The following is a 15,393-nucleotide window of genomic DNA, read 5'->3' as shown; positions in this document are numbered from 1 at the left end:
ACAACCCCTATTAACCCCCTGTTAAAACGGTACTATAGTGCTGTTAATTACAAATCAGTATACAATTTGAGCCTAAGCGACGTAACAACAGGCCTCCCCTTTTGTCAAAACTGCCGCTGAAACAAGCGAAAATAGCAATATGAAAAGCCAAATAATAGCAGCATTGGTCCACTTATCAAGATAAAAAACCTATTTATCTATTTTTTTATGTAGATTTATCTTCTTAAAATAACCACCAGAGCGATGAGCAGAACTACCCTGAAAGATATAGCGTTGGCACTCAATATTTCTGTTTCGACGGTTTCCAAAGCATTATCAGACAGCTACGAAATAAGTGAAGCGACTAAAAAGATGGTTCAGGAATATGCCAAAAAGCATAATTTCCACCCAAATAAGTTGGCACGGAGCTTAAAAATAGGAAAATCCAATACAATAGGGGTTATTGTATCCAACATTAGCAATACATTCGTTTCACAAATCCTCGATGGAATTCAAATAGCCTCTCAACAGACGGTCTATGACGTTATTTTCATGCAAAGCCGGGAAGACGAACGGATCGAAAAAAATTGTATTGACGTCTTACGCATGCGCGGTATTGATGGCTTAATGATATCTCCGGTTTCTTCCGATTCAAATATTGAAGAGCTAAAAGCATTGATAAAGTCACAGATCCCAGTCGTTATTTTTGATCGTATCAATCACCAGCTCGACACATTCAAGGTTGGTGTCAATAATTTCCAGGGTTCATATAATGCCACAAAGCATCTCATCGAACAAGGTAAAAAGAATATTTTGCATATCACCGGAAAGAACTTAGGTGTGGCAGCCGAACGATTAAATGGCTTCAAATCTGCTTTATCAGATGCGGGGATTCCTTTTGATAATAGACATTATATCGAATGCAGTTTTAATAATACCACCGATATAGACGAAACAATTCGAGAGATTTTGCGCAAAGAATATCTTGAACATAAAAGTATAGATGCGATTTTCGGTGCTACGGATGTTATTACAACCCGAACACTAGGTATTTTGGCTGAGCTTCAGATTCAAGTCCCTTCCGAGGTCGCCGTTATTGGTTTTTCAAACACACAGATAGCAGCTTCCTTAAATCCGGCACTATCCACAGTTGTACAACCGGCAACAGAAATTGGGGAACTGGCGACAAATAAATTAATCGCCACCATTAACCAAACAAGACCAATACATGAATTTGAAACGATTGAGCTTCCAACACAGCTCATCATTCGCAAATCTTCCTTATAATTCTTTTGATTATAGTCTAGTCGACATACTTAAAACAAAACAGTCGGGAAATAAGAAGTTAACTCCCCTATTTCCCGACTGTCTTTATGCTAGACCTCTATTACAGGTCATAATCTCTAATCTTCGCCTGAATTACTGGTATCATTCACCAACAATACCATACTCTAGGCCCCGTAATTCCGCAAGCCCTCTCAATCTTCCAATGGCAGAATACCCTGGATTTGTTACTTTATTCAGATCATCCAGCATCTGATGGCCGTGATCTGGTCTGAATGGGATCGCTGTAGATCTCAATTGATTTTCAGCAACCAGGATTTTCATGATTTTATACATATTGACATCCCCATCCAAATGGTCTGCCTCATAAAAGCTTCCGATCGCATCTTTCCTTACGTTCCGTAAGTGAACAAAGTTTACCCGCCCTTTAATATTTTCTAAGATAGCCGGCAGATCGTTTGTCTGACTGGCTCCCAAAGATCCTGTACAAAAGCAGACACCATTAAATCGTTGTGGAACCGCATTTAAAAAATAATCGAAATCCGCACCATTACTGGCGATTCGGGGCAAACCTAAAATAGGATACGGTGGATCATCGGGATGAATGGTCATACATATACCGTTATCCTCACAAGTTGCCGCAATTCCCTGAAGGAAATAAACCAAATTATCGCGTAAACCATCTTTCCCAATATGTTTATAGGTATCAATGCTCGCTTTTAACGCTTCCAATTCCACATTCTTCTCTCCGGGGATCCCCATTAAGACAACATTTGCCAATTCTTCTTTTTGCTGTTCGGAAATTTCATCAAATCGTAAAGTCGCCCGTTTAACAACATCCTCTGGATACGCTGTCTGTGCTTCATCACGTTTCAATATAAAAATATCAAAAAGTGCCAAATCAATCCAGTCAAAATACAATGCTTTTGAACCATCCGCCATGGTTAAATCCAATTGTGTACGTGTCCAGTCCAGCACCGGCATAAAATTATAACAAATTGTTTTGATGCCGCATTGTGCGAGATTGGTTAAAGTCTCATTATATTTCTGGAGGTATTCATCCACCCTAGCACCTTTTGTCTTAATCTCCTCGTGTACTGTCACACTTTCCACAACAGACCAGGTAAGACCAGCATCTTCTATAATGCGTTTTCTTTCTTGAATATCGGCAAGTGGCCATACCTCACCGTGTGGAATATGATGTAATGCCGTAACAATACCAGTAGCTCCAGCCTGTTTGATATCTTGTAAAGATACCGGGTCATTGGGACCATACCAACGCCAGGTTTGTTCTAATTTTCTCATCTTAAAGTTTAATTAAACGCCACACCATGCATTAAAACCACCATCGACAAAAACCGTCTCCCCTGTCACAAAGGCCGATGCATCACTCAATAGATAGATTAAAGTTCCTTTTAACTCACGAGGGTCGCCCAAACGGTTATAGGGAGTTCCGTTAAGAATACGTTTGGTACGGTCGCTATACGTACCGTCTGGATTGATCAATAAGTTTTTGTTCTGCTTGGTTAAGAATACGCCGGGAGCGATTGCATTGACACGAACTTGATCGCCATAACGCTGAGCGAGCTCGGTGGCCATCCATTTTGTATACCCATCGATACCGTGTTTTGCAACAGTATAGCCCAAAACACGCGTAAAAGGACGACTGGCTGTAAGAGAAGATATATTGATGATGATACCTTTTCCGCTTTCAGCAATCACACGACCAATAATATGCGTAGGAATCATTGTACCATACAAATTAAGCTCTATTGCTTTAATGGTATCCTGAATATTGCTCGCAAATAAATCTTGATCAGCACCAATTGTTGCACCTGGAATGTTGCCTCCAACGGCGTTTACTAAAGCGTCTATCCTACCCCACTTTTGCAAAACTTCATCTTTCGCCCGAGTGACATCTTGTTCGTTCATGATGTCAACTTCAACAAATATAGCTTCGCCACCAACAGACTCTACCTGCTGGACACGCTCCGCTCCGATTTGTCCATTACGTCCAAGTACTGCGACTTTGGCTTCTGCCTCGGCCAAAGCCTCAACAAATGCTTCGCCTAAAATCCCTGTACCTCCCGTAATTACAACTACCTTATCTTTTAATGAAAATGGATTATTATGCATGTATTTTAATTTCAAATTGGTATTTACCCCCAATTTTATTGATAATAACCTTAATTACAAAAAAAAGTAATTGATTTAATTACGATAACGTTTTAGTTACGTCACCTTCTTTATCTTCCCCTTCTGTCGTTTCATCATCAAACAGAATCCGTATAGAAGGTGTATAGGTATCATTATGCTGACCGGTTTTATTTGCCCAGAAAAAAGCACATAGAAAAACCAAAGCCAACAAAACACTACAACCGATCAAAATATACATTATTTCCATAACAACTAGAGTTTACGGCGTTTGGCATACCACCTCGTCATGAGACTTGTAAAGGAGATGATCGTTACCGTACTTATTGGCATTAGAATCGCGGCAAATAATGGCGACATAATACCTTGCACGGCAAAGCTCAATCCAATTACATTATATAAAAGAGATATACCAAAGCTCATGTGTATTACTTTCACCGCATCTTTGCTAAAAGCAAAGAAATCCGGCATTTTTGAAAAGGACTCCCCATCCAGTATCGCATCGCAGCCGGGAGAGAAGTTATTGATATCATCACTCACGGCGATGCCCAGATCTGCTTTACGCAATGCCCCCGCATCATTAAGGCCATCACCAATCATGCAGACATGCTTTCCTGCTACCTGAAAATTTTGAATGGTTTCCAGTTTTTGCATTGGTGATTGATTAAAAAGCAGGCTTGCATTCGAGGGAAAAATTAACTGGAGTGCATCCAGACGTCTATCGTTATCCCCTGAGATTAAATGAAGGTCGTATTCGACTTTAAAATCTTCAATCAAAGCCGAAAGGCCATCCCGCCAGGATTGCTCCATGGTAAAATACCCCTTTAACTCCTCACCTATACGAATAAAAACCACAGAACCATCTGTTTTAATATTACCGATATTCAAAAAGTTAGCACTACCGATTTTAATTTCCTTGCCACTTACATTAGCCTGCATCCCCTTACCCGGAAATTCCTTAAAATCCTCTATCGAAATAGCAGAAGAGACATTCAGCCACTTGACGATTTCACGGCTCAACGGATGGCTAGAGTTTCTACATACCGCATTCAGTAGTTTTTTGTCAACTGCCGAAAGGCTACCTTCAAAATAAATTGAGGTTGCTTTAGGCGACGATATTGTGCCCGTTTTATCGAACACCAGGGTATCAATCCTTGCCATCTGCTCAATAGCAGCCGTATTTTTCACATAGAACTTATTTCGATCAAAAATACTTAGCGCTGCAGAAAGGGTAAATGGAGAGCTTAACGCCAACGCACATGGACATGCAATAATTAATACCGCCGTAAAAGCTCCCCAAGCCCTGCTTGCACTCCCATCAACGGCCCAAAATAAGGCAGCCAATAGTGCAATAGCCAATAAAACAACAGTAAAATATTTACTTATAAAGTTGACAAAAGTCTGAAAATGTTTGTCATAATCTTTATAATTCTCATTATTCCATAATTTGGTCAAATAGGACTGTGAAATCGGTTTGACCACTTCAAGTTCTATCGCTTCCCCCGTCTGGCGTCCGCCGGCATAGATAATTTCGCCTAAGGTCTTACTGACCGGACTTGATTCTCCCGTTACAAAGCTAAAATCTATCGCAGCATCACCTTTTAAAAGCATAGCATCGGCAGGTATAATTTCATTGTTCCGAACCAAGATACGGTCACCTATATGAACGTCAGCTAATTGTACAGGTTTATCCCCCGATTCGGTCAATACTGTTACAGCCACCGGGAAATAACTCCGGTAATCCCGTTCAAATGAAATATGATAATAGGTACGTTGTTGTACCCATTTTCCGATCAATATAAAAAATACAAGACTACAGAGTGTATCCGTAAAACCAGCGCCTGTCTGTGTGATCACCTCAAACGCGGAACGCAAAAATAACACGAGGATTCCCAAAGCTAATGGCACATCGAGATTCAACCGCTTTTGTTTCAGACTCCAATAGGCCGATTTGAAATAATCCGACGCACAATACAATAAAACAGGGAGACCAAAGGCAAGGTTTATATAACCAAAGAAATTGGCATATTCCTTTTCAAAACTCCCCATTCCAAAATAATCAGGGAAACTGAATAACATAGAATTTCCAAAACAGAAACCGGCAACAGCAATTTTTGCGACCAAAGGATTCAGATTATTTCTATTCCCTTCCTTTACAACATCCTGCAAAGTGATTTTAGGGTCATAACCGATATTGACCAAAAGATAAACCAGGTCTTTCAATGGCAGCTCATTGTGATTGAATGTAATGCTCGCCTGTTTCTTCATAAAGTCCACGCGCGACTGCAGTACATTGGGATTGAGTTTATATAAATTTTCCAGCAACCAGATACAAGAGCTACAGTGAATAGCCGGAATATAAAAGGTGATGATGGTCATCTTATCATCTTTATAATCCACTAATTTATCGGCAATCTGTGGTTCATCTAGATAAGAAAAATCTTCTTGCTTGGATTTATTCGATTTACCCGGGTGCCGATTATAGCGATAATATTGCTGCATACCACTATCGTTCAGTACTTGGTAAACGGTCTGACAGCCCAGACAGCAAAAATCGTGATGATCGAGCTGATAGCCCGTTTCCTCAATTTTATCGCCGCAATGGAAACATTTTTCTGCGAGTTGTATTTCATCCCTTAGCTCTGCCATACCTTCGTTCTAAATTGCCTGACTAAATAATTGATTTTGTGCTTTTGAACGCAATAATCGCTGATCAAAGGCCATACAGATATTTCTTAAAAAAGAGCGTCCAATAGCAGTACATTGAATTAGATCGCCGGATATGGAGACTAAACCATCTGCAACAAGTTCAGACAATTCGTCGATAATCTGCTCATTCAGCGGCGCACCTGTCGGCAACTGCACTTTGCCTTTACACATCATATCGAGGATATAACGCCTTACAAGAAGATCCTCCTCGTTGAGTATATGTCCTTTAACAACGGGCAATACCCCTGCATCAATAAGTTTATGGTATTCTTCTACGGTCTTCACATTTTGAGCAAAAGCCCCCCAGGCATCGCTGATCGAAGATACTCCGATACCGATTAACAAGGGACTAAATCGATCGGCATACCCCATAAAATTGCGATGTAATCTTTCTTGTTGAAAAGCCACAAATAACTCGTCCTCTCTTTTCGCAAAATGATCCATACCGACATCTTCATAGCCATGGGCCAAAATCATTTTTTTCCCAAGGTTATATAGGGCGAGTTTGGCTGCGCCATGAGGTAGATCTGCTTCAGTATAATGCCGTTGACCGGGTTTTATCCAAGGCACGTGGGCATAGCTATAGAAAGAGATCCGGTCTGGACCGAGCAGCATCGCTTTTTGGATCGTATCTTCCACCGTAGCCAATGTTTGCTTAGGCAATCCATAGATCAAATCGAAGTTGATCGACTCAAATCCAATTTTCCGCGCATTCAGCATCACTTCTTTCACTTCCGCCGATGTTTGATGTCGGTTGATCACAAACTGCACAAGTGGATCAAAATCCTGTATTCCCAGGCTCAAGCGCCGAAACCCCAAGTCAAATAAGGTTTCTAAATGTGTGACGGTTGTATTAGCAGGGTGAGCTTCAAAAGAGAATGAACGATCAGGAGCCAGGTCTGCGTGTTTAAGGATCCCCTCAATCAGTACCTTCAAATTATCCGGATGGAAAAAGGTCGGAGTACCACCACCCAAATGTATTTCTGCCAATAACGGTCTTTCTCCCTTAAATAAAGCGACATACATTTCCCATTCTTTCAAAAGAGAGGCAATATAAGGCTCTTCAACGCGATGGTTTTTTGTAATGCGCGTATTGCAGCCACAATAAGTACAGAGGCTTTCACAAAAAGGAAGGTGTATATATAAGCTGATACCTTTTTCTTTCGACTGCTGGAAAGTTTGGTAGACTTGATTAGTCCAAGCCGCCCGAGAAAATGCTTCATTATCCCAAAAGGGAACAGTAGGATAGCTTGTATAGCGCGGTGCGGCAACATTATATTTTTGCACCAATTCTTCCATTGTAACCTGCGATGTAATCATTTTATTTTATTTTTTTAGCACAGTCGTTTAGACAACAACAGGCTTTACCAACACATTTTTCTAATCCCCATAAGTTGAGATTCCGGACGGTCTGCTCTGCCAGTCCTTTTGGACTCTGATCTTCAAATGGTGCATTGGCAATCTGAATATTCAGATCTCCAGCCTTTACCAGATCGATATGAGCAGTATCCTTACTGCGGGTCATAATCTTATTGATCCCTAACCCTTTTAAATTAAGTAGCATGCTCTCGTCCAAAATATCGCTCACGGAAATAACTACCGCATCTTTTCCACGCGCATAATTCTGTGTCTCCGCATTTAATCCATTTGAAATCAAAGTCAAATCATGTTGTTTGGCATTTGCCAATGCCCAAAACTCTTTTTCAAATGACCTTACATTATATACTACTACTTTCATTCTGATTCTACAATCACCAATTAAGGTTTATCCTAAGAACAAAAGTAAATCATGCATATGGGCAAAAAGATGATATAGCACCACACCTTAAAATGATATTTATCACAATTCACAAAAACTTGCATGATTTCGCTAACACCAACGGCTGTAAAAGTCAACCGAAAGCTATTATCTGGCCAATAATCGCGTACAACACGGTCATTGAAACCGAACTAGTTTAATAAAACGTCAAAGCGAGCTCGCATTGATACTTTAATGAAAAGACACACATCAGTAAACATAGACTATCAGAAAAAAGGCGTGTTCAGAAAAACTGAACACGCCTTTTTTTATGTTGATTTTTAAATATTCGCTGCTGATCCCTACTGCTTCACATCCCGCAGGTTCTTGATGGAATTGATGTATATTTTTCCTTTTTCTTTCGAAATCAGTTTTTCATCTTTAAAGTCGGAGAGCATACGGGAAACAGTTTCATTGGCTGTACCTGCAATTGAAGCTAGGCCGTCTCGTGTCACATCAATTGAGCATGCATCAGCCTCATTGATATTGACTCCACTTTTTTCAGCAACGCTAATCAAAGCATTGGCGACACGCTTACGGACAGAATGATAGGCAAAACCCAGCAATTGCTCTTCTTTTTCACGTAAGTCGACAGAAAGGAGCTTAATAAATTTACTGGCTATTGCAGGTTTTTTCCATAACAGCTCCAAAAAACTATCCTTTGGAATCAACACAATTTCACTTTGTTCAACAGCTTCGGCGTAGTCTTCATAATTATCATTCAACAAAACCGAGGCATAACCAAAGTAATTGCCTTCAATAAAAATACCTGTGGACAGCTCACGTCCATCTTTATAGGACTTAAAGCTGCGCACCTGACCAGATTTCACAAAATAGACGTACGTTGGCGAATCATCTTTTTCATAAATAGACTGTTTTTTCTTCACTATTTTCACACGTGAGTTGGCAATTAGCTCTTTTAGCAACAATACCTGCTCTTCGGCGCTCAAACTCAAATCTTCTTCCTGAGGGATATCTGCTGCAAGCTGCTCATGTCTTTTGAGGCGAACATCTATTGCATTCATCAATTCGACATCATCAAAAGGTTTCGTCAAATAATCATCCGCCCCCATTTCCATCGCTTTGCGCATATCTGCGCGTTCCGCTTTGGCAGTCAGAAAAATGAACGGAATTTTGGCTGTACTTTCAATTTTGCTTAACATAAATAAGACTCCGTAACCATCCAGTTCAGGCATCATGATATCACAGAGAATCAAATCAGGAATATGTCTTGTCGCCAGGTCGACGCCAACGCGCCCATTTTCGGCTGTAATGACATCATACCTTCCTGTCAACTCCAATATTTCGGTAGTCCCTTCTCGGATATCGATATTATCTTCAATAATTAGAATTGTCTTTTTATTTCTCATCTGCAATTATTTATTCAGTTATGCGAATCTGCAAGTTCACCTTTATTTAAAGCTTACTCTGAATGAAGTCCCTTTGTGTACTTCCGATTCAAATTCCATCTGCCCCGCCATCAATTCGATGTATCGTTTTACAATATTCAAACCTAATCCTGTACCAGGGATATTACCCGTATTATGTGCTCTAAAAAAAGGCTCAAACAAATGTACCTGATCTTCCTCGGGTATACCAATACCATTGTCTTTCACGGATATTAAGCAGCCTTCGTCGTCGATACAGGTTGTGAATTCGATCAAGGTATCTTCTCCGGAATATTTGATCGCGTTGGAGATTAAGTTGACCAAAGCATTTTTCAACAAATTTGGATCTAGAGTGAAATGCCCAATTTCTCCGGTATGTTGGTATACAATATGCTGATTTTTCTTACAGATCAATTGCATTTCTTCGGTGATCTCTTCTGCCAACTCAACGAGATTGATGTATTGCTTATTCATCACAACAATACCCGCTTCCAATTTTTCAAGTGACAGAAAGTCGTTCAGGATACTTGTGAGCAATTGAACTGCACTTTTAATTTTATTGGTGTGTTTAATGATATTAGCCTTATCATCCGGTCGTTCGGAATACTTTTCAATCAGAGAAGCCGAAAGCTGAACCGAGCTTAAAGGTGTCCGGAACTCATGCGAGGCCATGGACACAAACCGTGATTTCAGCTGGTTAAGTTCAATTTCTTTTTCCAAAGACTTTGAGACTTCTGCTTTAGCTTTTTCAAGTTCAGATACCAGAGAGATCAGGTCGCGTGTACGCTCACTGACTTTATGTTCAAGTTCGGCTGCATGTTGCTTGAGCATATCCTCGGCAGCTTTCTCACGCGATAAATCGTGAATAAAGCCGGTAAAGATATTCTTATCTTTTAACCAAACCTCACTGACTGCCAGGCGGAATGGAAATGTTTCTCCATTTTTCTTTAAGCCCATCACTTCACGGCCGATTCCGATTATTTTCTTGTGACCTGTGGTTTGGTAATTATGCAGATAACCATCGTGATTACCACGATCAGGTTCAGGCATTAACATGGAGATATTGTGTCCGATCACCTCTTCAGCCTGATAACCGAACAATTCCAAGGCAGCAGGGTTAATGCTTTCCACATTCCCCCTGTTGTCTATGGTAATGATTCCATCAATAGCGTGATCTATTATAGCAGCTAAAAGCCTTCCACCGTCCATGATCGTTGCTTATTTTACCAGTTTCTTGTATTTAATACGGTGTGGTGTCACGTCACCAACACGTTTTTTACGGTTTTCTTCATATTCAGTGTAGTTACCTTCAAAGAAATAAACCTGTGAATCCCCTTCAAAAGCAAGGATATGTGTACAGATACGATCCAGGAACCATCTATCGTGGGAGATCACAACGGCACAACCGCCGAAATTCTCCAAGCCTTCTTCCAGTGCCCGTAAGGTATTTACATCAATATCATTGGTCGGCTCATCGAGTAAGAGCACATTTGAGCCTTCTTTGAGTGTAATAGCCAAGTGAACACGGTTACGTTCTCCACCGGAAAGTACACCTACTTTCTTTTGTTGATCAGCACCGTTAAAATTAAATTTGGAAACGTAAGCTCTTGAGTTTACCGAGCGATTGCCCAGCATCATATTGTCGCTGCCACCCGTAATATTTTCCCAAACCGATTTTTCAGGATCGAGGTCGTGGTGCATTTGGTCTACGTAACCCAATTTTACTGTTTCTCCGACCTTGAACGAACCCGTGTCAGGTGTTTCCTGACCTGTAATCAGACGGAATAAGGTTGTTTTACCCGCACCGTTGGGTCCAATAATCCCTACGATACCCGCAGGCGGCAACATGAAACTCAAATTTTCAAACAAGATACGATCGCCATACGCTTTGGAAATATTAGTTGCCTCAATGACCGAATTACCTAAACGTGGTCCCGGTGGAATAAACAATTCCAATTTTTCTTCGCGTTCTTTCGTTTCCTCAGAAGCTAATTTTTCATAGTTATGCAAACGAGCTTTCGATTTGGCGTGGCGTGCTTTCGGTGCCATACGCACCCATTCCAGCTCACGTTCCAAGGTTTTTTGACGTTTGGTTTCCTGTTTTTCTTCCTGTGCCAAGCGTTTTGCTTTTTGATCTAACCAAGAAGAATAATTTCCTTTCCAAGGAATACCCTCACCGCGATCCAATTCAAGAATCCATCCGGCTACATTATCCAAGAAATAACGGTCGTGGGTAACGGCAATGACCGTTCCTTTATATTGTTTTAAATGTTGTTCTAACCAATCAATCGACTCGGCGTCCAAGTGGTTGGTCGGCTCATCTAGGAGTAATACATCAGGCTCCTGCAACAATAAGCGACATAATGCTACACGTCTGCGCTCACCACCTGACAAATTGACAATCTTCGCATCTGGTTCGGGGCAACGTAAAGCATCCATTGCTCTTTCCAATTTCGAATCGATTTCCCAAGCATTAGTGGCATCAATGATATCCTGAAGTTCCCCTTGTCTTGCCAACAATTTGTCCATCTCATCGGCATTTTCATACACCTCTGGCAAGCCAAATTTTTCGTTGATTTCTTCGTATTCCTGTAAGATGGCTGTAATTTCAGCGACACCTTCCTGAACGACTTCAAGAACAGTCTTTTCAAGATCCAATTGAGGTTCTTGTGCTAAATACCCCACAGAGTAACCTGGGGAGAACACCACCTCGCCTTGGTAAGACTTATCCAATCCAGCGATAATTTTTAATAGGGAAGATTTACCTGATCCGTTTAAACCGATCACACCGATCTTCGCGCCATAGAAAAAAGATAAATAGATATTTTTTAACACTTGTTTTTGAGGCGGATAGATTTTGTTGACACCCGCCATCGAAAAAATGATCTTCTCGTCTGACATAAAATTTAAAAAAATTCGAAAACTCTTATTATATTAACATACAAATGTAATCTTTTATACTGACATTTTGGACGTATAACGGTCATGGCTTAATTGTTGATGACATTATTTAAAATAATTTTAAGGTTTGAAATGCAGAATTTACTACATTTATATATCCTTAATATAAAACAGAAAGGTATTCAATGGAAGCAAAATTTTCACCGCGCGTAAAGGATGTCATATCGTACAGTAGAGAGGAAGCTTTGAGATTGCGTCACGATTATATAGGAACAGAGCATTTATTGCTCGGATTGATTCGTGAAGGCGATGGTATGGCGATAAAGATCCTTAAAAACATAGGCATTGACACGACAGCACTACGTCAATCTGTGGAGGACGCAGTGAAGGGGGCATCGGTTTCACGCGCTCCTATTGGCAATATGCCATTAACAAAACAGGCTGAAAAAGTTTTGAAGATCACTTATTTGGAAGCTAAAATATTCAAATCGGACATCATCGGAACGGAGCATCTATTATTGGCTATCTTACGAGATGAAGATAATATTGCTTCTCAGATTTTACAACAATACAATGTGACTTACGACATCTTCAAGTCTGAAGTTGAGCAAAATAGAACGACCATCAAGGATGAGGCTCCGGGCTCTCCTACCGGCGACGATGATTTTGCTGAGGATGATCAATATATCCAACCTAAAAAAGTTTCGGATATCAAATCCAAAACTCCGGTATTGGACAACTTTGGCCGTGATTTGACCAAAGCTGCCGAAGAGGGTAAATTGGATCCTATTGTGGGTCGCGAAAAAGAAATTGAGCGTGTATCTCAAATTTTATCCCGACGCAAGAAGAACAATCCTTTGTTGATCGGTGAACCGGGAGTTGGTAAATCAGCTATTGCGGAGGGACTTGCTCTTCGTATTGTCCAACGCAAGGTCTCACGTGTACTATTCAATAAGCGTGTAGTCACATTGGATCTGGCTTCATTGGTTGCCGGAACGAAATATCGCGGTCAATTTGAAGAACGTATGAAAGCGGTCATGAATGAGCTGGAGAAATCACCGGATGTCATCTTATTTATCGATGAGATTCACACCATCGTTGGTGCAGGTGGCGCTTCAGGATCGTTAGATGCTTCCAATATGTTCAAACCAGCCTTGGCAAGAGGAGAAATCCAATGTATCGGTGCAACCACATTGGACGAATATCGTCAATACATTGAAAAAGATGGTGCTTTGGACCGTCGTTTCCAACGGGTAACAATTGAGCCGGCAACACATGATGAAACGGTTGAGATATTGAATCGTATCAAGGAGAAATATGAGGATCACCACAATGTGACCTACACTCCCGAAGCGATCGAAGCCTGTGTGTCGTTAACAACACGTTATATTACAGACAGATTCTTACCAGATAAGGCTATTGATGCTTTGGATGAGGCAGGCTCTCGCGTGCACTTAAACAATATTCATGTACCGCAGTCCATTATTGACATTGAAAATAAAATTGAAGAGGTCAAATTGGAAAAGAACAAAGTCGTTCGTAGTCAAAAATACGAAGAGGCTGCCAAATTGCGTGATACGGAGAAAAAATTGATCGAAGAGCTCGAGAAAGAGAAAATCGCTTGGGAAGAAGAGACAAAATCTAAACGCTATACTGTTTCAGAAGAAAATGTTGCTGAAGTAGTGGCCATGATGACAGGTATTCCAGTACAACGTGTTAGTCAAACAGACAGTCAAAAGCTGTTGAATATGGCTGAGTTGATGAAGGGAAGAATCATTGGTCAAGATGACGCTGTAGGTAAATTGGTGAAAGCTATTCAACGTACACGTGCGGGCTTGAAGGATCCTAAAAAACCAATCGGGTCATTTATCTTCTTAGGTCCTACTGGGGTTGGTAAAACAGAGTTGGCTAAAGAATTAGCACGATTTATGTTTGATACAGAAGATGCACTGATCCAAATTGACATGAGCGAATACATGGAGAAATTTGCGGTATCTCGCCTTGTTGGAGCGCCTCCAGGATATGTTGGTTATGAAGAAGGTGGTCAATTGACTGAAAAAGTACGTCGTAAACCTTATGCGGTTGTCTTATTGGATGAGATTGAGAAAGCTCACCCGGATGTATTCAACATTCTGTTACAGGTGTTGGACGAAGGTCAGTTAACAGACTCGTTAGGTCGTAAGGTGGATTTCAGAAATACCATCATCATCATGACCTCTAACATTGGTGCCCGTCAATTAAAAGATTTTGGTCAGGGTGTTGGTTTTAGCACTGCTGCTAAAATGAACCAGGCTGATGCACACTCGAGAGGTGTGATTGAAAATGCGCTGAAACGTGCTTTTGCTCCTGAGTTCCTGAACCGTATTGATGATGTAATTGTGTTTAACTCCTTAACCAAAGAAAACATTTACAAAATCATAGATATTGAATTGGCTTCATTATTTGGCCGTATCAATGGTTTAGGTTACAAAATTGAGTTAACAGATAACGCCAAAGAAGTAATTGCCGACCGCGGTTACGACGAAAACTTCGGTGCCCGTCCGCTAAAACGAGCCATTCAGAAATACCTGGAGGATCCGATTGCGGAAGAAATACTGAAAGGTGAATTAGCCGAAGGCGATATCCTGGAAGTTGACTTTGACAAAGAAGCTAACGAGATTAAAGTTTCTGCCAAAAACAATGGCGAAAACAAAACTCCGGAAGCCGAGCAACAAGGATAATTTCAAATCCGATATAAACAACAAAAGCCGCTGAGAAATCAGCGGCTTTTGTTGTTTTAATATAAACTGTAAATGCAGAAGCGTATTACTTTGGTTAATATTTATTTGGCCACTCCATTTTAGTCAATTTGAACCAATAGTGCGACTTGGCTTCATAAATAAACTTTTCAATTTTTTTCAGTCCTGATTTTTCCAAAACGTGTACTGATGCCGTGTTTTCTACATCAGCCATGGCATAAATTTCATTTAACAGCAGGTTGTTAAAGCCGTAGTCGATGCATGCTAATGAACATTCGGTAGCATATCCTTTACCCCAGTAAGACTGTATCAACCGGTATCCTAAATCGTAATAATCCGACTTGTTATTTGTTAGCGTGGTTATCAATTTAAATCCGCCCCAGCCCATAAAGTCGTTCGTTTTTTTGTCGATGATTGCCCATCTGCCTATCCCGTTGTCGAC

12 protein-coding genes are annotated in these 15,393 nt (G+C 40.6%); 2 read left to right on the top strand and 10 right to left on the bottom strand.

The genetic code is table 11. From position 1 onward, the window contains the following. Nucleotides 1-243: 243 nt before the first annotated feature. The gene (locus ACHWSC_RS03550) at nucleotides 244-1,266 is read left to right on the top strand and encodes a LacI family DNA-binding transcriptional regulator (RefSeq protein WP_120336504.1); all 1,023 of its coding nucleotides are present in this window, start codon (nucleotides 244-246) and stop codon (nucleotides 1,264-1,266) included. Between the two features lie 141 nt (nucleotides 1,267-1,407). Here ACHWSC_RS03550 and uxuA read toward each other — a convergent pair whose 3' ends face one another. The 9 genes from uxuA to ettA form a co-directional block, all read right to left on the bottom strand. Beyond that, entirely contained in the window at nucleotides 1,408-2,568 is a 1,161-nt protein-coding gene (gene uxuA, locus ACHWSC_RS03545; protein ID WP_394675800.1) for a mannonate dehydratase, read from the bottom strand. A 12-nt stretch (nucleotides 2,569-2,580) separates the two neighbouring features. Beyond that, the gene (locus tag ACHWSC_RS03540) at nucleotides 2,581-3,399 is read right to left on the bottom strand and encodes an SDR family oxidoreductase (protein ID WP_394675799.1); all 819 of its coding nucleotides are present in this window, start codon (nucleotides 3,397-3,399) and stop codon (nucleotides 2,581-2,583) included. A 79-nt stretch (nucleotides 3,400-3,478) separates the two neighbouring features. Next, nucleotides 3,479-3,667 carry a cbb3-type cytochrome oxidase assembly protein CcoS gene (ccoS, locus tag ACHWSC_RS03535; protein ID WP_075991720.1) on the bottom strand — a complete coding sequence of 63 codons (189 nt, stop codon included), beginning with the start codon at nucleotides 3,665-3,667 and terminating at the stop codon, nucleotides 3,479-3,481. A gap of 5 nt (nucleotides 3,668-3,672) precedes the next feature. Then, nucleotides 3,673-6,066, bottom strand: coding sequence for a heavy metal translocating P-type ATPase (locus tag ACHWSC_RS03530; RefSeq protein WP_394675798.1), 2,394 nt, complete (start codon nucleotides 6,064-6,066; stop codon nucleotides 3,673-3,675). Nucleotides 6,067-6,075: 9 nt separating this feature from the next. Then, nucleotides 6,076-7,446, bottom strand: coding sequence for an oxygen-independent coproporphyrinogen III oxidase (gene hemN / locus ACHWSC_RS03525; protein WP_394675797.1), 1,371 nt, complete (start codon nucleotides 7,444-7,446; stop codon nucleotides 6,076-6,078). 1 nt (nucleotide 7,447) lies between these two features. After that, nucleotides 7,448-7,864, bottom strand: coding sequence for a lactate dehydrogenase (locus ACHWSC_RS03520; protein WP_088160734.1), 417 nt, complete (start codon nucleotides 7,862-7,864; stop codon nucleotides 7,448-7,450). A 362-nt stretch (nucleotides 7,865-8,226) separates the two neighbouring features. Then, the gene (locus tag ACHWSC_RS03515; RefSeq protein WP_394675796.1) at nucleotides 8,227-9,294 is read right to left on the bottom strand and encodes a response regulator; all 1,068 of its coding nucleotides are present in this window, start codon (nucleotides 9,292-9,294) and stop codon (nucleotides 8,227-8,229) included. Nucleotides 9,295-9,336: 42 nt separating this feature from the next. Next, complete coding sequence (locus tag ACHWSC_RS03510) at nucleotides 9,337-10,521, bottom strand: PAS domain-containing sensor histidine kinase (protein ID WP_182983172.1); 1,185 nt, start codon at nucleotides 10,519-10,521, stop codon at nucleotides 9,337-9,339. A gap of 9 nt (nucleotides 10,522-10,530) precedes the next feature. Beyond that, complete coding sequence (gene ettA / locus ACHWSC_RS03505; RefSeq protein ID WP_046672222.1) at nucleotides 10,531-12,213, bottom strand: energy-dependent translational throttle protein EttA; 1,683 nt, start codon at nucleotides 12,211-12,213, stop codon at nucleotides 10,531-10,533. Between the two features lie 185 nt (nucleotides 12,214-12,398). Between ettA and ACHWSC_RS03500 the strand changes: the two genes are divergently transcribed. Beyond that, complete coding sequence (locus ACHWSC_RS03500; RefSeq protein WP_394675795.1) at nucleotides 12,399-14,933, top strand: ATP-dependent Clp protease ATP-binding subunit; 2,535 nt, start codon at nucleotides 12,399-12,401, stop codon at nucleotides 14,931-14,933. Nucleotides 14,934-15,027: 94 nt separating this feature from the next. Here ACHWSC_RS03500 and ACHWSC_RS03495 read toward each other — a convergent pair. Next, a partial coding sequence (locus ACHWSC_RS03495; RefSeq protein ID WP_394675794.1) for a GNAT family N-acetyltransferase occupies nucleotides 15,028-15,393 on the bottom strand: 366 nt, incomplete at its 5' end.

The organism is uncultured Sphingobacterium sp. (genome assembly GCF_964277905.1).
Taxonomy (GTDB): Bacteria; Bacteroidota; Bacteroidia; order Sphingobacteriales; family Sphingobacteriaceae; genus Sphingobacterium; species Sphingobacterium siyangense.
The sequence above is the reverse complement of the archived record's forward strand: the minus strand, read 5'-3'. Positions and strand labels throughout refer to the sequence as shown.

Coding starts and splice junctions, on each gene's coding strand:
- ettA (WP_046672222.1), bottom strand. CDS start 12,213: ATGTCAGACGAGAAGATCATTTTTTCGATGGCGGGTGTCAACAAAATC.
- ACHWSC_RS03530 (WP_394675798.1), bottom strand. CDS start 6,066: ATGGCAGAGCTAAGGGATGAAATACAACTCGCAGAAAAATGTTTCCAT.
- ACHWSC_RS03550 (WP_120336504.1), top strand. CDS start 244: ATGAGCAGAACTACCCTGAAAGATATAGCGTTGGCACTCAATATTTCT.
- uxuA (WP_394675800.1), bottom strand. CDS start 2,568: ATGAGAAAATTAGAACAAACCTGGCGTTGGTATGGTCCCAATGACCCG.
- ACHWSC_RS03520 (WP_088160734.1), bottom strand. CDS start 7,864: ATGAAAGTAGTAGTATATAATGTAAGGTCATTTGAAAAAGAGTTTTGG.
- ccoS (WP_075991720.1), bottom strand. CDS start 3,667: ATGGAAATAATGTATATTTTGATCGGTTGTAGTGTTTTGTTGGCTTTG.
- ACHWSC_RS03500 (WP_394675795.1), top strand. CDS start 12,399: ATGGAAGCAAAATTTTCACCGCGCGTAAAGGATGTCATATCGTACAGT.
- ACHWSC_RS03540 (WP_394675799.1), bottom strand. CDS start 3,399: ATGCATAATAATCCATTTTCATTAAAAGATAAGGTAGTTGTAATTACG.
- hemN (WP_394675797.1), bottom strand. CDS start 7,446: ATGATTACATCGCAGGTTACAATGGAAGAATTGGTGCAAAAATATAAT.
- ACHWSC_RS03515 (WP_394675796.1), bottom strand. CDS start 9,294: ATGAGAAATAAAAAGACAATTCTAATTATTGAAGATAATATCGATATC.
- ACHWSC_RS03510 (WP_182983172.1), bottom strand. CDS start 10,521: ATGGACGGTGGAAGGCTTTTAGCTGCTATAATAGATCACGCTATTGAT.